Here is a 23,863-nt window from a genome sequence, read left to right as displayed (position 1 = left end):
TGGGGAGATCGCAGTGAACGTTTCCGACGACTACCGCTCCAACTGGGAGAGTTTCTGGCGGGAGACCTCCGACGAGCGGGGGGACGCGATCTGGGACTCCGACCCCGCGCTGACCGCCGAGCCGCACAGCGATCTCCTCCTGCCGCACGCCGAGGCCGGCCGCGCCATCGTGGACCTCGGCTGCGGCAACGGCACCCAGACCCGCTACCTCGCCACCCGGTTCGCCCGCGCGGTCGGCGTCGACCTCTCGGACGCCGCGATCGACCACGCCCGCCGGGCCACGGCCGGGGGCGCCGCCGAGTTCGAGCAGCTCGACCTGACCGACACCGACGCCGTGCGCGACCTGCACGACCGGCTCGGGGACAGCAATGTCTACATGCGCGCCGTCATCCACCAGAGCGAACCCGCGGCCCGGCCCCTGGTCGCCGCCGCCGTGGCCGAGCTGCTGGGGGAAGAGGGCCGCGCCTTCGTCGTGGAACTGACCTCCGCCTCCCGTGACGTCCTGAAGCGGGCGGCCGAAGGCCCCGACGGGCCGCCGCCGAAGCTCCGCCGCGTCTTCCACCACGACCTCAAGCCCGCGGACGCCGGGGACGAGGAGATCCCCCGTCTGCTGGCCGAGGCGGGCCTGAAGATCCTGGCCACCGGGGAGACGGTCCTGCCGCAGACCGAGCACTTCCCGGACGGCACCCGCATCGACCTGCCGGCCAGGTGGTTCGTGCTGGCGCGCGAGTGAGAAGGGTCCGTGCCGGGCGGCGGCCGGGGACCGGGTCGTAGCCGCCGCCGGGCCGGGCGCGTAACCTGCGCGGCATGAAGATCCTCATCAGTGCCGACATGGAAGGCGCCACCGGGGTCACCTGGCCCGCCGACGTGCTGCCGGGGACGCCGCAGTGGGAGCGCTGCCGGGGGATGTTCACCTCCGACGTGAACGCGGCCGCCCAGGGCTTCTTCGACGGCGGCGCCGACCAGGTCCTCGTCAACGAGGCGCACTGGACCATGCGGAACCTGCTGCTGGAGCAGTTGGACGAGCGGGTCGAGATGCTGACCGGGCGGCACAAGGCGCTGTCCATGGTGGAGGGCGTCCAGCACGGCGACGTCGACGGCATCGCGTTCATCGGCTACCACGCGGGCGCCGGCATGGAGGGCGTCCTCGCCCACACCTACCTCGCCAACCAGATCACCGGCGTCTGGCTGAACGACGTACGCGCCAGCGAGGGCCTGCTCAACGCCCATGTCGTCGCGGAGTACGGGGTGCCCGTGGTGCTGGTCACCGGGGACGACCTGGCCTGCGAGGACGCGCTCGGCTACGCGCCGGAGGCGCTGAAGGTCGCGGTCAAGGACCATGTCTCGCGGTACGCGGCCGTCTGCCGTACCCCGGCCCGCACCGCCGCCGACATCCGCGCGGCGGCCAAGGAGGCGGCGCGGCTCGCGGTGCGGCAGGAGCCGTCGGAGCAGGGGCCGTTCACGGTCGCCGTGGAGTTCGACGCCGAGCATCTGGCGACGGCCGTCACCGTGGTGCCGGGCGTCGCGCGGACCGGGGAGCGCAAGGTGGCGTACACCAACGGCACGATGTACGAGGCAATTCGCACGTTCAAGGCGGTCACCACGATCGCCTCGGCCGCCGTGGAGGAGCAGTATGGCTGACCAGCGCGCGCTGGACGAGGTGGTCGAGTTCACCTCCGAGCTGATCCGGATCGACACCACCAACCGGGGCGGCGGCGACTGCCGGGAGCGGCCCGCCGCCGAGTACGCGGCCGAGCGCCTGGCCGGTGCCGGTCTCGAACCGCTGCTGCTGGAGCGGACACCGGGGCGCGGCAACGTCGTCGCCCGGGTCGCGGGCACCGACCCGTCCGCCGACGCCCTGCTGGTCCACGGCCACCTGGACGTGGTGCCCGCCGAGGCCGCCGACTGGAGCGTGCACCCGTTCTCCGGCGAGGTCCGCGACGGCGTGGTCTGGGGACGTGGCGCCGTCGACATGAAGAACATGGACGCGATGATCCTGGCCGTGCTGCGCGGCTGGGCCCGGCAGGGCGTACGGCCGCGCCGGGACCTCGTCATCGCCTTCACCGCCGACGAGGAGGCCAGCGCGGAGGACGGCTCCGGCTTCCTCGCCGACCGGCACCCCGAACTGTTCGAGGGCTGTACGGAGGCGATCGGGGAGTCCGGCGCCTTCACCTTCCACGACGGCACCGGGCGTGAGATCTACCCCGTCGCGGCGGGGGAGCGGGGCACCGGCTGGCTGCGGCTCAGCGCGGGCGGCCGCGCCGGGCACGGCTCCAAGGTGAACCGGGAGAACGCGGTGACCCGGCTCGCCGCCGCCGTCACCCGGATCGGCGAGCACCAGTGGCCGCTGCGCATCACCCCGACCGTACGGGCCGCGCTCACCGAGCTGGCGGAACTGTACGGCGTGGAAGCCGACTTCGACGACATGGAGCTGCTGCTGGACAAGCTCGGCCCGGCCGCCAAGCTGGTCGAGGCGACCGTCCGCAACAGCACCAACCCGACGATGCTGGACGCCGGTTACAAGGTCAACGTCATCCCCGGCGAGGCTCACGCGCACATCGACGGGCGCTTTCTGCCGGGCGGCGAGGAGGAGTTCGAGTCCACGTTGGACCGCCTCACCGGACCGGACGTCGACTGGGAGTACGTGCACCGCGAGGTCGCCCTCCAAGCCCCGGTGGACGCCCCGCTGTTCGGCAAGATGCGGGCGGCCGTGGAGGAGTTCGCGCCGGCCGCGCACGTCGTCCCGTACTGCATGTCCGGCGGCACCGACGCCAAGCAGTTCTCCCGGCTCGGCATCACCGGCTACGGGTTCGCCCCGCTGCGGCTGCCCGAAGGCTTCGACCACCAGGCGCTGTTCCACGGCGTGGACGAACGCGTGCCCGTGGAGGCGCTCCAGTTCGGTGTCCGCGTCCTCGACCGCTTCCTGCGGACGGCCTGACGACATGGGGGATGAGATGCGGGTCCAGCCGTACGGTTCCTGGCCGTCGCCCATCGACGCGGCCCTCGCCGCCGCGCACGACGGGCACCCCGAGTGGGTGGGGTTCGTCGGGGACGAGGTCTGGTGGACCGAGCCCCGGCCCGCCGAGGGCGGCCGCCGCGCCCTGGTGCGCCGCACGGCCGCCGGTGCCGAGGAGCCGGTGCTGCCGCCGCCGTGGAACGTGCGCAACCGCGTCCACGAGTACGGCGGCCGCCCCTGGACCGCCGCCCCCGGCCCGGAACGCCCCCTGGTCGTCTTCACCCACTTCGCCGACCAGCGGCTCTACCGCTACGAACCCGGCGGCGAACCGGTCCCGCTGACCCCGATCTCCCCGGTCGGCGGCGGACTGCGCTGGGCCGAGCCGGAGTTGGACCTCGAGCGCGGTGAAGTCCGCTGCGTGCTGGAGGAGTTCACCGGCGAGGGCAGCGGTGACGTACGACGGGTACTGGCCGCCGTACCGCTGGACGGGTCGGCCGCCGAGGACCGGTCCGCCGTACGTGAACTCATCGAAGAGCGGCACCGGTTCGTCACCGGGGCACGCGTCTCCCCGGACGGCCGCCGGGCCGCCTGGCTCGCCTGGGACCACCCGCGCATGCCCTGGGACGGCACCGAGCTGCTCGTCGCGGAGGTCGGCGACGACGGCCTCTTCCGGGACGTGCGCACGGTCGCCGGGGGCGACGACGAGGCGATCGCGCAGGTCGAGTGGGCGTCGGACGGGCGGCTGCTGTACGCGAGCGACCGGGGCGGCTGGTGGAACCTGTACCGGGACGGCGTACCGCTGTGCCCGCGCCAGGAGGAGTTCGCCGGACCGCTGTGGAAGCCCGGCCTGCGCTGGTTCGTACCCTTGGCGGACGGGCTGCTCGCGGTGCTGCACGGGCGGGGGGCCGCCGTGCTCGGGATACTCGACCCGGAGACCGGTGAGATCGCCGACGCGGCCGGTCCCTGGACCGAGTTCGACTCCTCCCTCGCCGCCCACGGCAGCCGGGTCGCGGCCATCGGCGCCAGCCCGCGCACCGGGTACGAGGTGATCGAGCTGGACACCGGCACCGGCCGCGCCCGCACCATCGGCGCCCGGCACCGGGACCCCGTCGACCCCGCCTACTACCCCGAGCCGGAGGTCCGCACCTTCACCGGACCCGGCGGCCGCGAGGTGCACGCGCACGTCTATCCGCCCCGGCACCCCGAAGTCACCGGCCCTGACGACGAGTTGCCGCCCTATGTGATCTGGGCGCACGGCGGCCCGACCAGCCGGGTGCCGCTGGTGCTGGACCTCGCCATCGCCGCCTTCACCTCACGCGGCATCGGCGTCGCCGAGGTCAACTACGGCGGCTCCACCGGGTACGGGCGCGAGTACCGCGAGCGGCTGCGGCACCAGTGGGGCGTGGTCGACGTGGAGGACTGCGCCACGGTGGCCCTCGCGCTGGCCGAGGAGAGCACGGCCGACCGGAACCGGCTGGCGATCCGGGGCGGCAGCGCGGGCGGCTGGACCACCGCGGCCTCGCTGACCGGCACCGACGTCTACGCCTGCGGCACGATCAGCTACCCGATCCTCGACCTCACCACCTGGGGGCCGGGCCGCACCCACGACTTCGAGTCCCGCTATCTGGAGTCCCTGGTCGGCCCCTTCGCCGAGGTCCCCGACCGCTACGCCGAGCGCTCGCCCGCGAACCGCGCCGACCGGCTCACCGCCCCCTTCCTGCTCCTCCAGGGGCTGGACGACGTGATCTGCGCGCCCGAGCAGTGCGAGCACTTCCTCGACCGCGTAGCGGGCCGGGGTGTCCCGCACGCCTACCTGGCCTTCGCCGGAGAGGGCCACGGCTTCCGGCGCGCCGACACCATGGTCCGCGCGACGGAAGCCGAACTGTCCCTGTACGCCCAGGTGTTCGGCTTCGACCTGCCCGGCGTCCCGAAACTGGAGCTGGGTACGTGAAGCAACTCGAGCGCCCCACCCGTCTCGCCCCCGGCGCCCGCGTGGCCGTGGTCGCGCCCAGCGGGCCGGTGCCCGAGGAACGGCTGCGCGCGGGCCTCGACGTGCTGCGCGGCTGGGGCCTCGACCCGGTGGCCGGACCCCATGTGCTGGACCGGCACGGCCAGTTCGGCTATCTCGCGGGCACCGACGCCGACCGCGCCGAGGACCTCCAGCGGGCCTGGTGCGATCCCTCGGTGGATGCGGTGCTCTGCGCGCGCGGCGGCTACGGCGCCCAGCGGATGGTGGACCTCCTCGACTGGGAGGCGATGCGCGCGGCCGGCCCGAAGGTGCTCGTCGGCTTCAGCGACATCACCGCCCTGCACGAGGCGTTCGCCACCCGCCTGGGCCTCGTCACCCTGCACGGCCCGATGGCCGCCGGGATCGACTTCATCGGCAGCGAACGCGCCCGCGACCACCTGTACGCGACCCTCTTCACCCCGGAAAAGGTCCAGCGGATCACCACCGACGGCAAACCTCTCGTCCCCGGCCGCGCCCGGGGCACCACCCTCGGCGGCTGCCTCTCCCTCCTCGCGGCGGAACTCGGCACCCCGCACGCCCGCCCCTCCGCCGAGGGCGGCCTGCTCTGCCTGGAGGACGTGGGCGAGGAGACGTACCGCCTGGACCGCTACCTCACCCAGCTCCTGCGCGCAGGCTGGCTGAACGAGGTCCGTGGCGTCCTCCTCGGCTCCTGGCAGGACTGCGAACCGTACGACTCGCTCCGCCCGATGCTCGCCGACAGGCTGGCCCCGCTGGGCGTCCCGGTCCTGGAGGGCGCCGGGTTCGGGCACTGCCCGGACGCCCTGACGGTCCCCTTCGGTCTGGCGGCCGAACTGGACGCGGACGCGGGCACGTTGACCCTGGAGGAGCCCGCGCTGCGGTGACTTCCGGCCAGGAGGCGGGCGTAGGCTGGCCGGATGCCGCACACCGCACTCCACTACCTCGCCCAGGGCCCCCGGGTGGCCGTCCGCCGGTTCCGGATGGAGGACGCAGGTGAGTTCACCGCGCGGGCCAGGGAGAGCAAGGACCTGCACCGACCGTGGCTGGTGGTGCCGGACAGCGACGAGGCGTACGCCACCTACGCCGGGCGGCTGCTCGGGGACGCGGGGCGGGCCGGGTTCCTGGTGTGCGAGCGGGACAGCGGGGACATCGCCGGGTTCATCAACATCAACAACATCGTCCGGGGCGGCTTCCAGTGCGGGGCGCTCGGGTACGGGGCGTTCGCGCACGCGGCCGGGCGGGGGCTGATGCGGGAGGGGCTCGAGCTGGTGATCGGGTACGCCTTCGGGCCGCTCGGGCTGCACCGGCTGGAGATCAACGTGCAGCCCGGCAACACCGCCTCCATCGCGCTCGCGCGCGGCGCCGGGTTCCGGCTGGAGGGCTTCTCGCCCGCCATGATCCAGGTCGACGGGGAGTGGCGCGACCACGAGCGCTGGGCGCTCACGACGGAGATGCGCGGCTGAAGCCCAGCCCCGTGCCCCCGCTCAGGCCCCCGACTGGTCGGCGTACTCGAAGACCGTGCCGTCCGGGTGCATCACCAGCAGGTTCCGGCCCACCGGCGTCGGCACCGGACCCGCGATGATCTGCGCGCCCAGGTCCGCGAGCAGCCGGTGCGCCTCCTCGACGTCCTTCACGGCGATCGTCGCCGTCACCTTGCGCAGCACCTCCAGCTCCGCCTCCGGCCCGCTCATCAGCAGGAACGACCCGATCGCGGCGACCTTCACCCCGCCGCGCTCGAAGCGCAGGGCCGTACCGCCCGCCAGCCGCTCGTAGAACGGGACCGAGGTCTCGAGGTCGTCGACGCAGATGCGCAGTGTGGCGCCAAGAATCTCCATGCCCAGGAGCCTAGTTGGGGCGGCCGGGTGCGCACAGGCCGTCCCCGCGCATCGAGGGGCGTGCGCGGCGGCCGGGTGACGTGAAGGGGGTTTGCGTGCCGTAACCCCGGTTACGCGGAAGACCTCGGACGAACCGCACCACCGGGGCGCCCGCGGCCGGTCACACACCGTGACGGGCCGGGGCTTCTCGGGGGCCGGGCAGCCCGCCCGGTTTGCCGAGGACCGTCCGAGTCGCCTCGGACCCGCGGAAAGGAGACCCATGAACAACGACGAACTCGCCGAACTCGGGCAGCAGTTGCGGGTGGACAGCGTCCGCGCCGCGGACGCCGCGGCATCCGGACACCCCACCTCCTCGATGTCCGCCGCCGACCTGATGGCCGTGCTGCTCGCCAACCATCTGCGCTACGACTTCGAACGCCCCGACCACCCGGCCAACGACCGCTTCATCCTCTCCAAGGGACACGCGTCCCCGCTGATGTACTCGGTCTTCAAGGCGGCCGGTGCCATCGACGACGCCGAACTGCTCACCTTCCGCAAGCTCGGCAGCCGCCTGGAGGGCCACCCGACCCCGCGCCGGCTGCCCTGGGTGGAGACGGCCACCGGCTCCCTCGGCCAGGGCTTCCCGGTCGGCGTCGGCATCGCCCAGGCGGGCAAGCGGCTGGACCACTCCGCCTACCGCGTCTGGGTGGTGTGCGGCGACAGCGAGATGGCCGAGGGCTCGGTCTGGGAGGCCGCCGAGGCCGCCGCGTACGACAAGCTGGACAACCTCACCGTCATCGTGGACGTCAACCGGCTCGGCCAGCGCGGCCAGACCCGGCACGGCCACGACCTGGACGCCTACGCCCGCCGCTTCCAGGCGTTCGGCTGGCACACCGTCGAGATCGACGGCCACGACGTCGCCGCCATCGACCGCGCCTACAGCGAGGCCGAGTCCACCAAGGACCGCCCCACCGCGATCATCGCCCGCACCCTCAAGGGCAAGGGCGTCGCCGCCGTGGAGGACCAGGAGGGCAAGCACGGCAAGCCGCTGCCCGACGCCAAGGAGGCCATCGAGGAGCTGGGCGGCCCCCGCGACATCCACGTCCACGTCAGCGAGCCGCCCGCCGCTACCCCGGAGAAGCTCGCCCACGAGCCGCTCAGCCTGCCCCGCTTCGACAAGGGCGAGGAAGTCGCCACCCGCGACGCCTTCGGCAAGGCGCTGGCCGCGCTCGGCACCGCGCGCGGCGACGTCGTCGCCCTGGACGGCGAGGTCGGCGACTCCACCCGCACCGGCGTCTTCGCCGAGGAGCACCCCGAGCGCTTCTTCGAGTCCTTCATCGCCGAGCAGCAGATGGTCGCCTCGGCGGTCGGCATGTCGGCACGCGGCTGGGTGCCGTACGCGTCCACCTTCGCGGCCTTCTTCAGCCGCGCCTACGATTTCGTGCGCATGGCGTCCATCAGCGACGCCTCGATCAACCTGGTCGGCTCGCACGCGGGCGTGGCCATCGGGCAGGACGGCCCGTCCCAGATGGGCGTGGAGGACCTGGCGATGTTCCGGTCCGTGTACGGCTCCACCGTGCTCTACCCCTGCGACGCCAACCAGACCGCCCGTCTGGTCGCGTCCATGGCCGACCTGGACGGCATCCGCTACCTGCGTACCTCGCGCGGCGAGAGCCCGGTCATCTACGACGCCGACGAGGAGTTCCCCATCGGCGGCAGCAAGGTGCTGCGCTCCAGCGAGGAGGACCGGCTCACCGTCGTCGCGGCCGGGGTCACCGTGCAGGAGGCGCTCAAGGCCGCCGACAAGCTCGCGGAGGAGGGCATCAAGGTCCGGGTCATCGACCTGTACTCGGTCAAGCCCGTCGACGTGGAGACGCTGCGCCGGGCCGCCGACGACACCGGCTGTCTGGTCACGGTCGAGGACCACCACGAGGAGGGCGGCATCGGCGACGCGGTCGTGGAAGCCTTCACCGACGGGCGTCCCGTACCGCGCCTGGTCCGCCTCGCGGTCCGGATCATGCCGGGTTCCGCCGCGCCGGACGAGCAGTTGCACGCGGCCGGCATCGACGCCGCGAACATCGCGGCGACCGCGCGGCTGCTGGTGGGCGAGGCCGTGGTGAGCTGAGCCGGGTCTCCGCTGTGGCGGGCGTCGCTGATGCGGCGCCCGCCGTGGTGTGTTCAGGCCGGCTTGCGGCACAGGATCTCGCCGTGCAGGACCGCGAACCAGCCGTCCTCCCGCCGCCCCCACTCCCGCCACGCGTCGGACACCGCCCGCAGCTCCTCGGGCGTGGCGTGGCCGCCCTCCACCGCGCGGCCGGCGTAGGCGGAGGCGAGCGTACGGTCCGCCCACAGACCGCTCCACCAGGCGCGCTCCTCGGGGGTGGCGTACGTCCAGGTGCCGGACGTGGCGGTGATGTCGCTCAGCCCCGCCGCCAGCGCCCAGCTCCGCAGCCGCCGGCCGGCGTCCGGTTCGCCGCCGTTGGCCCGCGCGACGCGCCGGTACAGGTCCAGCCAGTCGTCCAGGCCGGGCACGGCCGGGTACCAGGTCATGGCCGCGTAGTCCGCGTCGCGCACCGCGATCAGCCCGCCGGGCCGGGTCACCCGGACCATCTCGCGCAGCGCGCCCACCGGGTCGCCCACGTGCTGGAGCACCTGATGGGCGTGGACCACGTCGAAGGTGCCGTCCGGGTGGTCCAGGGCGTGCACGTCGGCCACCTCGAAGTCCACGTTGGCCAGCCCCCGCTCCTCGGCGGTGGCGCGGGCCTGCTCCAGGATGCCGGGGGCGCGGTCGGCGCCGGTCACCCGGCCGTCGGGGACCAGCGCGGCGAGGTCGGCGGTGATGGTGCCGGGGCCGCAGCCGATGTCGAGGACGCGCATGCCCGGTTCGAGCGAACCGAGCAGGTACGCGGCCGAGTTGGCGGCCGTGCGCCAGGTGTGCGAACGCAGCACCGACTCGTGGTGCCCATGGGTGTAGACGGCGGTCTCGTGTGTCTCCGGCATGACAGCACGGTACGCCCGCGAACCGGATGCTGAGACCGCTGTTTCGCGATATGGACTGACGGGTCGTCAGACCACGTTAGGGCGCGGGCTGTACGCCGTGAGGATCTCCGGCAGCTTCTCCACCGTCACCGTGCCGGACACCGAGGTGACCTCGCCGTCGTACGCCAGCGGGGTGCCCGGCGCGAGGCCCGACAGGCGCAGCCGGCCGAGCTGGACCGCCGCGTGGCCCTGGGACCGGCTGAGCGGGCCCGCCACGGCGGCCGCCAGCAGCCGCAGCGTCGGCCAGCCGTTGCCGTGCACCACCCGCACGTCCAGCGGGCCGTCCGACAGCTCCGTACGGCGTCCGGCGCCCAGGCCGCTGCGGCGGTAGACGCCGTTGCCGATGAACAGCATCCACAGCGGGTGCCGCTTGCCGGCCGCCTCGACCACCAGCGGATGCCGGTCCTTGCGCAGCACCTTCACCGCGCCCAGCACCCCGGCCGCCCAGCCGCCGATCCGGGGCGACCAGTGCTCGCGCTCGCGCACCAGCTCCGGGTAGACGCCCAGGCTCAGGGTGTTCAGGAAGACGCTGGAGCGGTCGTCGGCGGTGAACTTGCCGACGTCCACCTGCACCGCCTCGCCCGCGCGGACGGCGGCGGCAAGACCGGCCGCGTCCTCCACCCCGAGGTCGTACGCGAAGTGGTTCAGGGTGCCGCCGGGCAGTACCGCAAGCGGCAGGCCGTGCAGCAGGGCGACCTCCGCGCCCGCGTTCACCGTGCCGTCGCCGCCGCACACCCCGAGGACCCGTGCCCGCGCCGCCGCCTTGTCCAGCTCGGCCCGGACCTCCTCCGGCTCGCACTCCACGATCTCCGCCAGCGGCAGCGCGTCGTGCAGCGCGCGCACCCGGTCCGCGGTGCCCGAGGCGCGGTTGGCGACCATCACCAGGCCCTCGCCGTCCGGCAGGGCCGGGGCGTCCGCGCGCGGCCGGGCCACCGGGCGGGCCGCCGCCCGCGTCGGCACCAGCTTCCGCACCACGAACGCGGCCCCGACCCCGAGCGCCGCACCGGCCAGCACGTCGCTCGGGAAGTGCGCGCCGGTGTACACCCGCGAGGTCGCCACCGAGAACGCCACCGGCGCCACCGCCGCGCCCCACGCCGGGGACTCCAGCGCGACCCCGGCCGCGAAGGCGGCGGCCGACGCGGAGTGGCCGGACGGGAAGGAGGTGGTGATGGGCTGCCGCTTGAGCTGCCGGGACAGCGGCACCGAGTCCAGCACCGGCCGGGTGCGGCGCACCGACCGCTTGCCGAGGGTGTTGACGGTCAGCGAGGCCAGGCTCAGCGAGGCCAGCCCTCGCACCGCAGCCCGGCGCGCCCTCGGGGTGCGGGTCGCGGCGATGGCACCGGCCGCCGCGAACCACAGCACGCCGTGGTTGGCGCTGCGGCTCAGGCGGGGCAGCACCTTCTGCGCGCCGGGCCAGTTCCGCCGGGCGGCCACCTCGAAGAGCCGGGCGTCGGCCGCCAGCAGCCGGCGCAGGACGTTGCGGCCGGTGGCCGGGACAGCGGTGAGGTCGACATCTGCGCTCATGTTCGACCCCCTACCCCGAAGCGCGCCTTTCTTGTGCCGCCACCGGGGTACCGCGCGCGGAGGCCGGGGGAGCGGGATCTTCGTACAGTGGACCTCAGGACCAGTGGACTCGGGACCAGTGGCCCTCAGGACCGCGGACACGACGAGCGGGGGCACCACCATGACCGGAGTCGACCCCAGCCGACTGGACGACCAGCAGCTCATGAAAGAGCTGGAGACGATCCACCGCACACGCCACGACACCCTGCTGTACGGCTCGAACGACGCCCTGCGCGCCCACAACGAACGCATGGCCCAGTTGGAGGGCGAGTACCTGCGCCGCAATCCGCGCCGCCTGGTCAGCGCGGGCCGCACCCGCGAGGGCGCCCGCGAACGGGGCTGCGGGGAGCCCGGCGAGTGACCTCGGAAGCGGTTTCGGGGGCCGGTGTCACCCGTTGGGTGTCGTCCGTGTCCCGCGAATGGGGTCCGGCGGCGGGCGGGGCGGCGCCGAGGGGGCTCTGATGGCAACGAGGGCACAAAACGCGTGCCCCGACCGCCGTACCGCCGAGGAGCCCGCCCCATGCGCCGCACCGTACGCGCCCTGTCCACCGCCGCCGCCCTGGCCGGCGCCACGCTCGTCATAGCCGGCCCCGCGTCCGCCGAGTCCGGCGCCCCCTGCGAGGACCCCGCCGCCTCCGCGCCCAAGTCGCCCGGCAAGTCGTACGACGCCCCGCTGCCCGGCGCGCCGTACCTCAGCGCGGCGCCCGGCGGCCCGAAGGACTGCGCGGAGGGCTCGGCCGGAAAGACGGGCAAGACCGGCCAGGGCGATGACGATGCGGCCTGGGACGACGAGGACGAGGAAGGCCAGGACTGGGACTCCGGCCCCGGGAAGGACGACCCGCCCACCCTGGAGCACGGCGTGCAGGCCGGGGCCGGCGGCACCTTCTCCGACTCCGTGCCCGCCCTCGCCGCGGGCGGCGCGCTGATCGCCGCGGCGGCCGCCGGAGCCGGGTACCGGCTGTACGGCCGCAGGCGCCCGGCCGGGCGCTGACGGCGGGCACCGGAGGCCGCTGTGACCGGGACGACGCCGGACACGAGCCATGCCGGGCCGTCCGGCGGGTACACACCTTCCCGAGGGCACCACCAGCAGGCACCCTGCGCACCCGCCACACGGCACGGGACAGCCGGGCGAGCGGGGTCACAGGGGATTCGGCACACGGACCGTGCGGAGGCGGAGATGCGGCGGAGGGAACCCGAGGGCCACGGCCCGGTCCGCTACGGCCCCCCGTTCCCCGCCGACGGCCTGCCCGTCCTCCCGGAACTCGCCGCCCGCCTCGCCGCCGCCGAACACCACGGCGAAGCCCAGCCCGCCGGCGGCGACCCGGCCCTGCTGGAGGCCGCCTGCGGCTACTGGACCCGCCGCTCACTGCCCTGCACCCCCGACCACGTCACCCTCGCCCCCGGCGCGCCCCCGCTGCTGCTCGCGCTGACCGCCGCGCTCGCCGGAGACCACGGCGACCTCCTGGCGCCCCGCCCGCGCGCCGCTTGGTGGGCGCCCGTCACCCGGCTGCTCGGCCGACGGCTCTTCCCGGTGCCGACCCCGGCCGACAGCGGCGGCATACCCGACCCGTACGCGCTGCTGGAGACCGTCCGCCGGGTCCGTGCCGAGGGCGGCGACCCCAAGCTGCTGGTGCTGTCCGTCGCGGACGACCCCACCGCCGCCGTCGCCCTGCCCGAGCTGCTGCACGAGACCGTGGAGGCGGCCGCCGCCGAGGGGCTGCACGTGATCAGCGACGAGACCTGGCGGGACACCCTGCACGATCCCCGCGACACGGTCCTGGTCAGCCCGGCCGGGATACTGCCCGACCACGTCACCGTCGTCGCCGACCTCGCCGGATCGCTGCTCCCGGCCGGCTGGCCCGCCGCCGTCGCCCGCTTCCCGGACACCGGGGCCGGGGAGGACGCCCACGCCCGCGTGCTGGACGTGCTCACCGCGCTCGGCGCCCGCCTCGCCGCCCCCGTCGCGGCCGCCGCCCGGTACGCGCTGGACGAACCCGAGCCGGTCACCGCCCGCCGCGAGGCCACCACCGCCCTGCACGCCAAGCTGGCCGCCGCCGCGCACCGCACGGTCCTCACGGGCGGCGCGCTCGCCCCGCCCCCGCAGGCCGGGCGCCACCTCTACGCCGACCTCGGCCCGCTGCGCGAACCCCTCGCCGCGCGGGGCGTGCGGGACGCGCAGGAACTGGAGGACTTCCTCACCGCCCGGCTCGGCATGCCCGCGCCCGGCGGCCACCGCTTCGGCGACGACCTCGGCGCCCTGCGCGTACGGCTGTCCACCGCCTCGCTGCTGGGCGGCACCGACGAGGACCGCGAGGCCGCGCTCGCCGCGCCCGACCCGACGGAACTGCCGTACACACGGGACGCGTTGCTCACCCTCAGGTCGGTCCTGGACGAACTCCGTGACGACACCGCGCGATGGGAGCCTCCTCGATGACGCAGCAGACGCATGAGTCCGGGTCCACCGTCACGACGGCCACCACACCCGCGCCGGACGCCCCCGCGCCGGTGGACGCGGCACCCGAGGTGGTCGTCCGCGCCCCGCTCGCGCCCGCGTCGCCGCCGCTGGCCGAACCCCGCCCGCTGGGCGAACACCGGGTGTGGCCGCGGACGTTCCACGACCGGCTCACCGCCCCGCTGCCCGGCTGGCGTGCCATGGCCCGCTTCGCCCGCGAGGGCGCCGTACGCCCCGAACCCGAGGGGCTCGTCGACATTCCCCGACTCCCGTACGAACCCGGCCCGTTGCCCCGCGTCGGGGCCGACGCCCTCGCCGTCACCTGGGCGGGGCACGCCAGTTGGGTGGTGCGGATCGGCGGACTGACCGTGCTCACCGACCCGGTGTGGTCGCGCCGCATCCTCGGCACTCCGGCCCGCGTCACCCCGGTCGGCGTCCCCTGGGAGAGCCTGCCGCCCGTCGACGCGGTGGTGATCAGCCACAACCACTACGACCACCTGGACGCCCCCACCCTGGGCCGACTCCCGCGCGACACACCGGTGTTCGTCCCCGCCGGGCTCGGACGCTGGTTCCGCCGCCGGAGGTTCACCCGCGTCACCGAGCTGGACTGGTGGGAGGGCGCCCAACTCTCCGGTGTGCGCTTCGACTTCGTGCCCGCGCACCACTGGTCCAAGCGCACGCTGACCGACACCTGTCACAGCCTGTGGGGCGGCTGGGTGATGACCGCGACGGACGGGCAGCGCCTCTACTTCGCGGGCGACACCGGCTACGGCCACTGGTTCGGGCGGATAGGCCGCCGCTACCCCGGCATCGACCTCGCCCTGATGCCCATCGGCGCCTACGACCCGCGCTGGTGGCTCAGCGACGTCCACTGCGACCCGGAGGAGGCCGTACGGGCCACCCTCGATCTCGGCGCCCGCCGGATGGCGCCCATGCACTGGGGAACGTTCGTGCTCTCCGCCGAGCCCGTCATGGAGCCCCTCACCCGCGTCCGCGCGGCCTGGGAGAAGGCGGGCCTCGCCCGGACCGACCTGTGGGACCTCCCCATCGGCGCCTCCCGCGTCCTGGAACCGGACCCGCGTACTACCGCTCCTCGCCCCGTACCCGGCGCACCAGCCCCGGAGCCGCGCTGACCAGCACGGTCAGCAGTACCACCGCCAGCACCCCCTCCCACGGCCGGGCGAACAGCGAACCCCCGAGCACGCCGATCACCTGGTACGTCAGCGCCCACGCCAGGCACGCCGGCAGGTTGCCCCGCGCGAAGCGCCGCAGCGGCCACTCCGCCAGCAGGCACGCCAGCATCACCGGAATCCGGCCGGCGGGTATCAGCCGGGACAGCACCAGCACCGACACCCCGTGCTCGGCGAGCTTCTCCCGCGCCTGGTTCAGCCGCTCCTCCGGCGCCCGCGACCTGAGCGCCTCCAGCCAGCGCGACCCGCTCTGCGAGCCCAGACCGCGCCGCCCCAGCCAGTACAGCGCCGCGTCCCCCAGGAAGGCCGCCAGCGACGCCGTCACGAAGACCAGCGCCAGCGAGAACGGTGCCGTCCGGTGCAGCGCCACCACCGTCGCCGAACTGACCAGCGCCCCCGTCGGCACCACGGGTATCAGCGCCCCCACCAGCACCAGCAGGAACAGCGACGGATAGCCGTACGCCAGGCCCGTCGACTCCAGCGGCGCACCCGTCGTCGCGGCGGCGGCCAGCAGCGCCGCGCCCCCCAGACATCTCACCGGGCGACCTCCAGCCGTACGCCCTCGCCGTGCCCCAGCCGGTGCACGGTCACCTTCGGCGCCGCCTCGGCCGCGAGGCGTACGAACTCCTCGCCCGGCGCGTGGAATTCGTGCGGGCGCACCGCGTCCATGCCGATCGGCCAGTACGTGCCGTAGTGCACCGGCACCGCCCAGCCCGGCGCCAGCCGGGCCAGCGCACGCGCCGCCCGGCCCGCGTCCAGATGCCCCTCGCCGAGGTACGGCCCCCAGCCGCCCACCGGCAGCAGCGCCACGTCCACCGGGCCGACCTCCTCGGCCATCGCGTCGAACAGCGCGGTGTCCCCGGCGAAGTAGGTGCGCGCCTCGCCCTCCACGACATAGCCCAGCGCGGGCGCGCGGTGCGGGCCGAACGGCAGCCGCCGTCCGTCGTGCAGCGCGGGCACCACCCGTACCCGCAGCTCCCCGAGCCGTACCTCGTCGCCGGGCACCACCTCGGTGAGGTCCAGCCCCCGCAGCCGGCGCAGTCCGGGCACCGCGCGCGGCGCGCCCCGCGGCACCAGTACCCGCGTGCCCGGCGCCAGTTGCGCCAGCGACGGCAGATGCAGATGGTCGGCGTGCAGATGCGAGATGAGCACCGCGTGCGCACGGCGGGCACCGGCGGGCGGCGGGGCGCCCCGGCGGCGGCGCAGATGCGCCAGCCGGGAGGCGAACAGGGGATCGGTGAGCACCCGGGTGTCCGAGTCCTCGATCGTGCAGGTGGCGTGACCCCACCAGGTGACCTCCACCGGCACTACCCTCACCTCCGCGCGCGACTCCCCCGAAGCCTACGGGCAGCGGTAGGGTCGGCGGCGAAACCCGGAGGTGAGGGGACGCCATGGGACCGTTACGGGGTGCCTCGGCCGCGCTTGCGACGGTACGGATCACCGCCATCGCCAGCCTGACCCCGCTGGAGGAGCTGGAGGCCGACCCCTTCCTGGTCGACTCCCGCAGCCAGCACGCCATGTGCGCCCGCTGGGCCGCCGAGCAGGGCCTCGTGGTCACCCGCGAACTCCTCGTCGGCGGCCTGCGCTTCGACCACGGCGCCCTGTGGGACGGCGTACGCCCCGGCGTGGACGTCTTCGTCGCCCCCAGCCGGCGCGTGCTGGAACGCGCGCTGTCCTCGGTGGAGGAGTTCACCGCCGAGTGCGCCCGGCGCGGGGTCCGCGTGGAGACCGTCGGCAGCGCCGAACCCGCGTACGACGCCCGGATGAAGGCGCGCGTGCACCGGCGGCTGTCGATGCCCACGGCCGGGTACGACGGGAAATAAGCCGTCCCGACGCCTCCGGCCGGTATGACAAGGTGGGGGACAGGCCCCACGGGGCGGGCCGGGACGTGAGGTGCGCGGGGCGTTGAGGTGGCGACGGGTTGCCGGTCAGATCGGCCGGAGCGTCACGGTGTGGGCGGTGTCCACGCTCACGATGCTCCTGCTCGCCGGACTCCTCCCCGACTTCCGGCTCCAGTCGCCCGACGGTGACAGCGCCACCCGGATCGCCGTCACCGCCGCCTGCGGCGCGGGGGCGTTCGGTCTGCTGTCGGCGCTCGTCTGGCCGGTGCTGGTACGGATGCTGCTGCTGGTGCCCGCGCTCTTCCTCGGCCTGCTGGTCTTCTTCCTCAACGGCTCCCTGCTGCTGCTCGCCCTGCGCGTCAACCCGTCCGGGCGGGGCGAGGTGGCGCCCGAGACCGCCGTCATCGTCGCCGCCGTGATGTCCGCCGTCGCCTCCGCGACCGGGGGCGCGCTCGCCGTACGCGACGACGATGCCTACCGGCGCCGGCTGCTGCGGCTGGCCGACCGGCGCCGAAGAGCCACCCTGCCCTGCGCGAGCACCCCCGGCCTGGTCTGCGTCCAGCTCGACGGCGTCGGCCACGACGTGCTCACCGCCGCCGTCCGCGACGGCCTGATGCCCACCGTCGCCCGCTGGCTGGCCACCGACGGCATCCTCCCGCCCACCCACCGGCTCACCGCCTGGCGCACCGACTGGTCCAGCCAGACCGGCGCCAGCCAGCTCGGCATCCTGCACGGCAGCACCTGGGACGTCCCCGCCTTCCGCTGGTACGAGAAGGACCGTGGCGAGGTCATGGTCTGCAACCGGCCCACCTCCGCCGCCGAGTTGCAGCGCCGCGCCATGGCCCGCACCGGCGAGGCCGGACTCCTCGCCGTCGACGGCGCCAGCCGGGGCAACCTGTTCAGCGGCGGCGCCGGGGAGCAGGCCCTCGTGCTCTCCATCGCCACCCGCCGCCGGGCCCGGGAGAACCGTTCCCGCGCCGGGTACTTCGCCTACTTCTCCGACCCGGCCAACGCGGTGCGCACCGCCCTGTCCTTCTTCGCCGAGATCGGCCGCGAGATCGGCCAGTCCACCCGCGCCCGGTTCGCCGGAGCGCACCCGCGCGTGGGCCGGGGCGGGCTCTACCCGTTCGTCCGCGCCTTCGCCACCGTCGTCGAACGGGACGTGGTCGTCGCCGCCGTGATGGGCGACCTGCTCGCCGGCCGCACCGCCGTGTACGCCGACCTGGTCGCCTACGACGAGGTCGCCCACCACTCCGGACCCGACAGCCGCGACGCCCGCCAGGTCCTCAAGCGCCTCGACCGCTCCCTCGCCCTGATCGAGAAGGCCGCCGAGCACGCCCCGCGCCCCTACCGCCTGGTCGTCCTCTCCGACCACGGGCAGAGCCCCGGCGAAACCTTCCGGTCCCGCTACGGCCTCACCCTCGCCGACCTCGTCCGCGCCGGCAGCGGACTCCCCGTGCCGCGCGGCGCGGGGCGCACCCCGAGCGGCGCCGAGGCCCGCGCCGCCGTACGCGCCGCCCTGGGCAGGGACGACGGCGTTTCCGCGGCCAGGGAGGATGGCTCGGAGCCCGTCGTACTCGCCTCCGGCAACCTCGGCCTGGTCTCCTTCCCGGACGTCCCGCACCGGATGACCAAGGAGGAGATCGACGCCCGCCACCCGGCGCTGCTCCCCACCCTCGCCAACCACCCCGGCATCGGCTTCCTGCTGGTCCGCAGCGCCGAGCACGACGGGGTGATCCTCGGCCCCTGCGGCACCGAGATCCCGCTGGCCGAGCTGGACGAACGGCCGGGACCGCTGGCCCGCTTCGGCCCCGGCGCCATCGACGCCGTACGCCGGACGCACGCCTTCCCGCACACCGCCGACATCATGGTCAACTCCTGGCACGACCCGGCCACCGGGCAGATCCACGCCTTCGAGGAGCAGATCGGCTCCCACGGCGGCCTCGGCGGCGCCCAGTCCCGCCCGTTCCTGCTCTCCCCGCTCACCCTCTCGGTGGCCGAGGAGGACGGCGAGGCGCTGACCGGCGCCGAGCGCGTGCACGGCGTACTGCGCCGCTGGCTCGGCGAGTTGAACGGTCCCGAGGTGCCGCTCGACGCCGACCGCGAGCCCCGCGCGGCCTGACCCCGCGGACGGGTCCTGACGGTGTGACGACCCGGGATGTGATCGGATGGGGGTACGGGGGCACCAGGACCCGGAACACGCAAACACCCGCGAAAGGAACCACCGTGGCTACCACGCGCACCGCACACACGGTCTGGGAAGGCGAACTGCTGTCGGGCAGCGGCACCGTCAGCTTCGACTCCTCCGGCATCGGCTCCCAGCCGGTGTCGTGGCCGTCGCGCGCCGAGCAGGCGAACGGCCGCACCAGCCCCGAGGAGCTGATCGCCGCCGCGCACTCGAGCTGCTTCTCCATGGCCCTGTCGCACGGCCTGACCGGCGCCGGCACTCCGCCCACCCGGTTGGAGACCAAGGCCGACGTCACCTTCCAGCCCGGCGAGGGCATCACCGGCATCCACCTCACCGTGCGCGGCGAGGTCCCCGGCCTGGACGCGGAGGGCTTCCAGGCGGCAGCCGAGGACGCCAAGAAGAACTGCCCGGTCAGCCAGGCCCTGACCGGCACCGAGATCAGCCTCACGGCCGAGCTGGCCTGAAGCCTGTCGCCTGCTCTTGCGGGCCTCCGGTGCCGCGTCCTCGGCTCTACGGGCGCGGCACCGGTCACAGGCTCTCGCGGAACTCCCGCAGCAGCTTCTGGGTGCGCTGCGCGGAGGCCGCCCGCGCCGTCATGTGGTCCAGCACCTCCAGATGCGCGGCCACCTCCTCGCGCGAGTCGAGGTAGAGCGCGCCGGTCAGGTACTCGGTGAACACCATGTCCGGCAGCTCCCGTTCGGCGAACCGGAACAGGGTGAAGGGGGCGTACGTCCCCGGATGCGGGCCCGCCGCGAACTCCGCGAGCTGCAGGGTGATCCCGTCCCGGTCCGCGTACTCCAGCAGCCGGTCCAACTGGTCGCGCATCACCTCGGACCGCGTGCTCACCGGGCGCCGCAGCACCGTCTCGTCCATCACGAACCACAGATGCGGGGCGTCCTCCCGCTCCAGCAGCCGCTGCCGCTCCAGGCGCAGCGCCACATGCCGCTCCACCGTCTCCGCGCCGTGCTGCCCGATGGTCCCGGCCTCCAGCACCGCCCGCGCGTACGCCTCGGTCTGGAGCAGGCCGGGGATGAAGTGGGGCTCGTAGGAGCGGATCAGGCGGGCGGCGCCCTCCAGGCTGACGTACAGGCTGAACCAGTCCGGCAGCACGTCGTGGAAGCGCTGCCACCAGTCCGGCTGGTTGGCCTCCTCGGCCAGCCGCACGAACGCGGCGGCCTCCTCCTCACCCACCCCGTACGCGGCCAGCAACGCCTGCACATACGGGATCTTCAGCGCGACCTCGGCCGTCTCCATCCGCCGCACGGTCGCCGAGGCCACCCGCAGCACCCGAGCCGCCTCGTCCCGGCTCAGCCCGGCCGACTCCCGCAACTCCTGCAACCGCCGCCCCAGCACCACCTGCCCCACCGTGGGCGCGGCCCGCCGCTCACTCACACCCGACCCTCCCCACCCACCGAACCATGCGGGAAGTGTGCCACGCGCGGGTTCCGCGCACAGGGGGGATCAATCAGCCACCTGGGGACGGGAGTTGGCCGAGTCGGGGTGGGTAGGGACGGTGTCGGCGGGCACATGGAATCTGTGCTCGACTACGACAAGGAAGCCGAGTCCTACGACGATCTCCGTGGTGGTGAGCCCCGTGCTCGGGCCGCTGCCGATGCCGTGTTCGGGTTGGTCGGGGAGCGGCAGGGGCGTCTGCTGGACAATGGGTGCGGTACGGGGATCGTTACGCGGTGGATGGTGGGGGCGCGGCCCGGGTTTCGGGTGACCGGGGTGGATCTCACGCCTGCCATGGTCGAAAAGGCTGCCGTGCGGGTGCCTGGGGCTGTGGTGCGGGGGGACAGTCGGCGACTGCCGTTTCCCGACGGGGTGTTCGACGTGGTCACCAGTGTGTGGCTGTTGCATCTGCTGGACGATCCGGCCGATCTGCGGGCCGTGCTCGGGGAGTCTGCGCGGGTGTTGCGGGCGGGTGGGACCTATGTGACCACCGTCGACAAGGCGAAGGCGCATGATGTCGGGAGCGACATCGATGCTGTGCTCGGGCCGCGTCCGCGGCGGGCTGCCGCCGACGACCCGGCCAAGGTGGATGCTTATGCCGCCGAGGCCGGGATGGTCAGGATCGGTCGGGCTCGGTTCACCGGGGTTGGGCAGGGGCGTAGTCCGCGGCGGACGATCACGGATCTCCGGCGCGGGTGGTTCACGCTGCTGCCGCCCGGTGAGCCTCGTACCGAGGAGTTCGCAGCCCGGTTGGCCCGACTGCCCGACCAGGACCGGCCCCGCGCGGACCCCGTCTTCACCCTGCACGCCTATCGGCGGTCCGGGTAGGGGTGGTGTCCGGCCACACATCCGGGCGTCGGTTCAGGATCGCGGCCACCATGGGGCGGGACGACACCAGTACGTCGGCCAGGAAACGGGACCGGCGTACGCCCAGTGCGCGCAGGGCGCGGCCGTGGTCGGCGATCACGATCAGGCAGGCCCCGGCCAGCAGTCCGCGCCACAGGGACAGCAGCGGGCGCCGTAGCGCCCGCGGCAGTTCGGCCACCGAGTCGTGCAGGCGGGCACAGTGGAACGGTATGTGGCGCTCCTCGTCCGCGAGGATGCGGGCCGCCACCTCCGAGGTGAGGGCGTCGCCGCTGCCGTCGCGCAGGGCGCGGTAGTAGCGCAGGGCCACCACCTCCGCGACCATCAGCACCAGCAGCTCCAGGCGCAGGCCCATCAGCCGGCGTACCCGGACGAACGCGGTGTCGGTCCAGTGCCCGGACAGCACCGGCATGCCGCCCGCCGTCAGCAGCAGGGCGAGGAGACGGGCGTGGTTCTGCTCCTCGGCGATGAACAGCCGTACCGCCCGGGCGTATTGGGGGTCTCCCGCCTCGTCGGCCTTGGCGGTGAGGTTCGCGCCGTCGCCGTCCTCCCCGGTCTGGAAGCGCTGGACGCTCGCCCACACCGCCGGGTCAAGGCGCGCGGCACGCGTCCAGTCCGGGTCGGCCCGCGCGGCCCTCCGTACCCGCTCCGCCTCGAAACCGTCCGCCCACTGCCCGAAACCGCTCACCCCGAGCCTCCCTCCGGCACGGCCCTCGCGCCTTGCTGACCCAGGACGCCGATCAGTGCCGAACCGTTCCGCCTCGCCAGAGGCTTGCCATAACGGCAACAGTTCTTGCCGTCGGACACCGCCCCGTCGCACGCTGGGCGCAGCCGGAACAGAGCCGGGGAAGAGAGGCTGACCAGCATGGCGCACGACCACCACCACGCACCCGCCGGGCACGGACACGCACACCACCACACCGACATCGACTGGGCCGAGATGGGCCCGGTGCTGGAGTCCCAGGCCGAGCTGCTCGCCCCCCTGTACCGCGAGGCGATGGCCTGGCTCGCCGAGGAGACCCCCGAGCCGGGCCTGATCGTGGACGCGGGCAGCGGCCCCGGCGTCGTCGCCTGCCTGTTCGCCGAGGAGTTCCCCGGCGCCCGGGTCACCGCCGTCGACGGCAGCGGACCCCTGCTGGAGCGCGCCCGGGGCCGCGCCGCCCGCCTCGGCGTGGACGGCCGCTTCTCCACCGTCACCGGCGAACTCCCGGACGCCCTCGACGAGTTGGAGTTCCCGGCCGACCTGCTGTGGGCCAGCCGCAGCCTGCACCACCTCGGGGACCAGCGGGCCGGCCTCGCCGCGTTCGCGGAGCGGCTCGCCCCCGGCGGCACGCTGGCCCTCCTCGAAGGCGGACTCCCCGCCCGCTACCTGCCCCGCGACATCGGCATCGGCCGCCCCGGCCTGCAGTCCCGGCTCAACGCGGCCGAGGAGGAGTGGTTCAGCCGGATGCGCGCCGAGCTGCCCGGCGCGGTCGCCGAGCCCGAGGACTGGCCCGCCCTGCTCACCTCGGCCGGCCTGAAGCCCACCCGCACCCGGACCTTCCTGCTGGACCTGCCCGCCCCCGCCGACGAGGCCGCCCGCGACTACGCCGCCGCCTACTTCACCCGGCTGCGCGACGGCCTCGGTGACGCCCTGGACGCCGACGACCGCGCCACCCTGGACCGCCTCCTCGACCGCGCCGACCCGGAGAGCGTGTACCACCGGTCCGACCTGTTCGTGCTGGACGCGTACACCGTCTACACGGCCGTACGCCCCCGCTGAATCAGTTCTCCGCGAGGAACTGCCGGGCCAGCCGGTCCCCGAGGGCGACCGCCGCGTCATGGCTCTCGATGGGGGACACCCGCGAGTCCTTGAACAGGATGTACGTCACCCCGGACTCGGCGCCCCCGGTCGCTGGGTCCGGGTCGATGCCCAGGGCCTCGGCGGTCGCGTACGACGCCTCGCCGATGATCTCCTTCGGGCCGGTGTCCCCGACGACGGCGTACTCCACCTGGTCGCCGTGGATGACGGCGACCACTCCGCCGCCCGCGATGCCGGCCGCCGCGGGGTCCCACAGGGCGCTCTTACCGGGCACGACCACGTACGGCAGCGTGTCGGCGCGCAAGGGCTTGCCGTCGGACTGGTGGAAGGCGGTGTCGTCCTGGTACCAGGGGTCGCGGTCCTCGTTGCAGTGGGTCGTGCGCTGCCCGTCGCAGTCCACGTCCAGGTCCGCCTGCCAGAACACCGCGCCCTTCAGGCCGCACACCGGGACGGTCGCGGCGCTCTCGGCGTCGGTGCGGTACAGGCCGTCGGAGATCCGGTCGCACGTGCGCACCTTCGCCAGCAGGTCGGCCGCGGGGACCGTGCCCTCCCGCGCCCGCCTCGGCGTGTCACCGTGCGCGGCGGCCAGGGCCGTGGCGCAGAGCAGGACGGTCCCGGCGGCGGTGGCGAGACCCAGGGGACGAAGACGCACGGCGCGGAGCCCTTCCCGGCGAAGCGGCGCACAGAGCCGCCCGCCCCGCGTGGGGACGGGCGGC

Annotated in this window: 23 protein-coding genes and 1 pseudogene; 16 read left to right on the top strand and 8 right to left on the bottom strand. The window is 74.4% G+C overall.

Annotation, left to right across the window (positions count from 1 at the left end; all coding sequences use genetic code 11):
- Window positions 1-13 precede the first annotated feature (13 nt).
- The 6 genes from E5083_RS14675 to E5083_RS14650 all read left to right on the top strand — a co-directional run bounded on the left by E5083_RS14675 (window position 14) and on the right by E5083_RS14650 (window position 6,406).
- Window positions 14-733 carry a class I SAM-dependent methyltransferase gene (locus E5083_RS14675; protein WP_135786130.1) on the top strand — a complete coding sequence of 240 codons (720 nt, stop codon included), beginning with the start codon at window positions 14-16 and terminating at the stop codon, window positions 731-733.
- Window positions 734-807: 74 nt separating this feature from the next.
- Window positions 808-1,641, top strand: a complete 834-nt coding sequence (locus E5083_RS14670; protein ID WP_135786129.1) for a M55 family metallopeptidase — start codon at window positions 808-810, stop codon at window positions 1,639-1,641.
- The gene (locus E5083_RS14665; RefSeq protein ID WP_135786128.1) at window positions 1,634-2,938 is read left to right on the top strand and encodes a M20/M25/M40 family metallo-hydrolase; all 1,305 of its coding nucleotides are present in this window, start codon (window positions 1,634-1,636) and stop codon (window positions 2,936-2,938) included. Before E5083_RS14670 ends, E5083_RS14665 begins: the two co-directional genes overlap by 8 nt.
- Window positions 2,939-2,954: 16 nt before the next feature.
- Window positions 2,955-4,907: a S9 family peptidase gene (locus tag E5083_RS14660; RefSeq protein WP_425276725.1), complete on the top strand. Its 1,953-nt coding sequence runs from the start codon at window positions 2,955-2,957 to the stop codon at window positions 4,905-4,907.
- On the top strand, window positions 4,904-5,827 hold the full coding sequence (locus tag E5083_RS14655) for a S66 peptidase family protein (RefSeq protein ID WP_135786126.1): 924 nt from the start codon (window positions 4,904-4,906) through the stop codon (window positions 5,825-5,827). Before E5083_RS14660 ends, E5083_RS14655 begins: the two co-directional genes overlap by 4 nt.
- Before the next feature lie 33 nt (window positions 5,828-5,860).
- Entirely contained in the window at window positions 5,861-6,406 is a 546-nt protein-coding gene (locus E5083_RS14650; RefSeq protein WP_135786125.1) for a GNAT family N-acetyltransferase, read from the top strand.
- 21 nt (window positions 6,407-6,427) lie between these two features.
- Here E5083_RS14650 and E5083_RS14645 read toward each other — a convergent pair whose 3' ends face one another.
- Window positions 6,428-6,778 (bottom strand): VOC family protein, encoded by a 351-nt coding sequence (locus tag E5083_RS14645; RefSeq protein ID WP_135786124.1) that lies wholly within the window; start codon window positions 6,776-6,778, stop codon window positions 6,428-6,430.
- Between the two features lie 169 nt (window positions 6,779-6,947).
- Between E5083_RS14645 and E5083_RS14640 the strand changes: the two genes are divergently transcribed.
- On the top strand, window positions 6,948-8,882 hold the full coding sequence (locus E5083_RS14640) for a transketolase (protein ID WP_279632482.1): 1,935 nt from the start codon (window positions 6,948-6,950) through the stop codon (window positions 8,880-8,882).
- A gap of 53 nt (window positions 8,883-8,935) precedes the next feature.
- Here E5083_RS14640 and E5083_RS14635 read toward each other — a convergent pair whose 3' ends face one another.
- Both E5083_RS14635 and E5083_RS14630 read right to left on the bottom strand, forming a co-directional pair.
- Complete coding sequence (locus E5083_RS14635) at window positions 8,936-9,757, bottom strand: methyltransferase domain-containing protein (RefSeq protein ID WP_135786122.1); 822 nt, start codon at window positions 9,755-9,757, stop codon at window positions 8,936-8,938.
- A 66-nt stretch (window positions 9,758-9,823) separates the two neighbouring features.
- Window positions 9,824-11,320, bottom strand: coding sequence for a bifunctional phosphatase PAP2/diacylglycerol kinase family protein (locus E5083_RS14630; RefSeq protein WP_135786121.1), 1,497 nt, complete (start codon window positions 11,318-11,320; stop codon window positions 9,824-9,826).
- An 87-nt stretch (window positions 11,321-11,407) separates the two neighbouring features.
- On the opposite strand from E5083_RS14630, the pseudogene E5083_RS14625 reads away from it, so the two are divergent.
- The 4 genes and pseudogenes from E5083_RS14625 (at window position 11,408) to E5083_RS14610 (ending at window position 14,944) form a co-directional block, all read left to right on the top strand.
- Window positions 11,408-11,720 (top strand): annotated as a pseudogene (locus E5083_RS14625) (DUF6158 family protein).
- Between the two features lie 159 nt (window positions 11,721-11,879).
- Window positions 11,880-12,350: a hypothetical protein gene (locus tag E5083_RS14620; protein ID WP_135786119.1), complete on the top strand. Its 471-nt coding sequence runs from the start codon at window positions 11,880-11,882 to the stop codon at window positions 12,348-12,350.
- 186 nt (window positions 12,351-12,536) lie between these two features.
- Window positions 12,537-13,793: an aminotransferase class I/II-fold pyridoxal phosphate-dependent enzyme gene (locus tag E5083_RS14615; RefSeq protein ID WP_135786118.1), complete on the top strand. Its 1,257-nt coding sequence runs from the start codon at window positions 12,537-12,539 to the stop codon at window positions 13,791-13,793.
- Window positions 13,790-14,944, top strand: coding sequence for an MBL fold metallo-hydrolase (locus E5083_RS14610; protein ID WP_135786117.1), 1,155 nt, complete (start codon window positions 13,790-13,792; stop codon window positions 14,942-14,944). The genes E5083_RS14615 and E5083_RS14610 overlap by 4 nt, the downstream gene beginning before the upstream one ends.
- Here E5083_RS14610 and E5083_RS14605 read toward each other — a convergent pair.
- Window positions 14,895-15,539 carry a DedA family protein gene (locus E5083_RS14605; RefSeq protein ID WP_244317502.1) on the bottom strand — a complete coding sequence of 215 codons (645 nt, stop codon included), beginning with the start codon at window positions 15,537-15,539 and terminating at the stop codon, window positions 14,895-14,897. The genes E5083_RS14610 and E5083_RS14605 overlap by 50 nt on opposite strands.
- Window positions 15,536-16,309: an MBL fold metallo-hydrolase gene (locus tag E5083_RS14600; protein WP_135786520.1), complete on the bottom strand. Its 774-nt coding sequence runs from the start codon at window positions 16,307-16,309 to the stop codon at window positions 15,536-15,538. Before E5083_RS14600 ends, E5083_RS14605 begins: the two co-directional genes overlap by 4 nt.
- Before the next feature lie 83 nt (window positions 16,310-16,392).
- On the opposite strand from E5083_RS14600, the gene E5083_RS14595 reads away from it, so the two are divergent.
- The 3 genes from E5083_RS14595 (at window position 16,393) to E5083_RS14585 (ending at window position 19,494) form a co-directional block, all read left to right on the top strand.
- The gene (locus E5083_RS14595) at window positions 16,393-16,824 is read left to right on the top strand and encodes a hypothetical protein (RefSeq protein ID WP_135786116.1); all 432 of its coding nucleotides are present in this window, start codon (window positions 16,393-16,395) and stop codon (window positions 16,822-16,824) included.
- A 70-nt stretch (window positions 16,825-16,894) separates the two neighbouring features.
- Complete coding sequence (locus E5083_RS14590; RefSeq protein WP_135786115.1) at window positions 16,895-18,964, top strand: phage holin family protein; 2,070 nt, start codon at window positions 16,895-16,897, stop codon at window positions 18,962-18,964.
- A 104-nt stretch (window positions 18,965-19,068) separates the two neighbouring features.
- Window positions 19,069-19,494 (top strand): OsmC family protein, encoded by a 426-nt coding sequence (locus E5083_RS14585; protein ID WP_135786114.1) that lies wholly within the window; start codon window positions 19,069-19,071, stop codon window positions 19,492-19,494.
- 64 nt (window positions 19,495-19,558) lie between these two features.
- Here the strand turns inward: E5083_RS14585 and E5083_RS14580 are convergent, their stop codons facing one another.
- On the bottom strand, window positions 19,559-20,422 hold the full coding sequence (locus tag E5083_RS14580; protein ID WP_135786113.1) for a helix-turn-helix domain-containing protein: 864 nt from the start codon (window positions 20,420-20,422) through the stop codon (window positions 19,559-19,561).
- A 144-nt stretch (window positions 20,423-20,566) separates the two neighbouring features.
- On the opposite strand from E5083_RS14580, the gene E5083_RS14575 reads away from it, so the two are divergent.
- A complete protein-coding gene (locus E5083_RS14575) occupies window positions 20,567-21,310 on the top strand; it encodes a class I SAM-dependent methyltransferase (RefSeq protein WP_135786519.1) in 744 nt (247 codons plus the stop codon).
- Here E5083_RS14575 and E5083_RS14570 read toward each other — a convergent pair.
- Window positions 21,279-22,034, bottom strand: coding sequence for a ferritin-like domain-containing protein (locus E5083_RS14570; protein WP_135786112.1), 756 nt, complete (start codon window positions 22,032-22,034; stop codon window positions 21,279-21,281). The genes E5083_RS14575 and E5083_RS14570 overlap by 32 nt on opposite strands.
- A 177-nt stretch (window positions 22,035-22,211) precedes the next feature.
- On the opposite strand from E5083_RS14570, the gene E5083_RS14565 reads away from it, so the two are divergent.
- Window positions 22,212-23,108, top strand: coding sequence for a class I SAM-dependent methyltransferase (locus tag E5083_RS14565; protein WP_135786111.1), 897 nt, complete (start codon window positions 22,212-22,214; stop codon window positions 23,106-23,108).
- Between the two features lies 1 nt (window position 23,109).
- Here E5083_RS14565 and E5083_RS14560 read toward each other — a convergent pair whose 3' ends face one another.
- Window positions 23,110-23,799 (bottom strand): glycoside hydrolase family 75 protein, encoded by a 690-nt coding sequence (locus E5083_RS14560; protein ID WP_135786110.1) that lies wholly within the window; start codon window positions 23,797-23,799, stop codon window positions 23,110-23,112.
- Window positions 23,800-23,863 lie beyond the last annotated feature (64 nt).

This window comes from Streptomyces bauhiniae (assembly GCF_004784475.1).
GTDB lineage: Bacteria > Actinomycetota > Actinomycetes > Streptomycetales > Streptomycetaceae > Streptomyces > Streptomyces seoulensis.
This window is presented reverse-complemented; position numbering and strand designations above follow the sequence as displayed.

Excerpts from the sequence above, each read along its gene's own strand:
- E5083_RS14670 (WP_135786129.1), top strand. The coding sequence starts at position 808 with ATGAAGATCCTCATCAGTGCCGACATGGAAGGCGCCACCGGGGTCACC.
- E5083_RS14665 (WP_135786128.1), top strand. The coding sequence starts at position 1,634 with ATGGCTGACCAGCGCGCGCTGGACGAGGTGGTCGAGTTCACCTCCGAG.
- E5083_RS14660 (WP_425276725.1), top strand. The coding sequence starts at position 2,955 with ATGCGGGTCCAGCCGTACGGTTCCTGGCCGTCGCCCATCGACGCGGCC.
- E5083_RS14650 (WP_135786125.1), top strand. The coding sequence starts at position 5,861 with ATGCCGCACACCGCACTCCACTACCTCGCCCAGGGCCCCCGGGTGGCC.
- E5083_RS14645 (WP_135786124.1), bottom strand. The coding sequence starts at position 6,778 with ATGGAGATTCTTGGCGCCACACTGCGCATCTGCGTCGACGACCTCGAG.
- E5083_RS14635 (WP_135786122.1), bottom strand. The coding sequence starts at position 9,757 with ATGCCGGAGACACACGAGACCGCCGTCTACACCCATGGGCACCACGAG.
- E5083_RS14630 (WP_135786121.1), bottom strand. The coding sequence starts at position 11,320 with ATGAGCGCAGATGTCGACCTCACCGCTGTCCCGGCCACCGGCCGCAAC.
- E5083_RS14620 (WP_135786119.1), top strand. The coding sequence starts at position 11,880 with ATGCGCCGCACCGTACGCGCCCTGTCCACCGCCGCCGCCCTGGCCGGC.
- E5083_RS14615 (WP_135786118.1), top strand. The coding sequence starts at position 12,537 with ATGCGGCGGAGGGAACCCGAGGGCCACGGCCCGGTCCGCTACGGCCCC.
- E5083_RS14610 (WP_135786117.1), top strand. The coding sequence starts at position 13,790 with ATGACGCAGCAGACGCATGAGTCCGGGTCCACCGTCACGACGGCCACC.
- E5083_RS14595 (WP_135786116.1), top strand. The coding sequence starts at position 16,393 with ATGGGACCGTTACGGGGTGCCTCGGCCGCGCTTGCGACGGTACGGATC.
- E5083_RS14565 (WP_135786111.1), top strand. The coding sequence starts at position 22,212 with ATGGCGCACGACCACCACCACGCACCCGCCGGGCACGGACACGCACAC.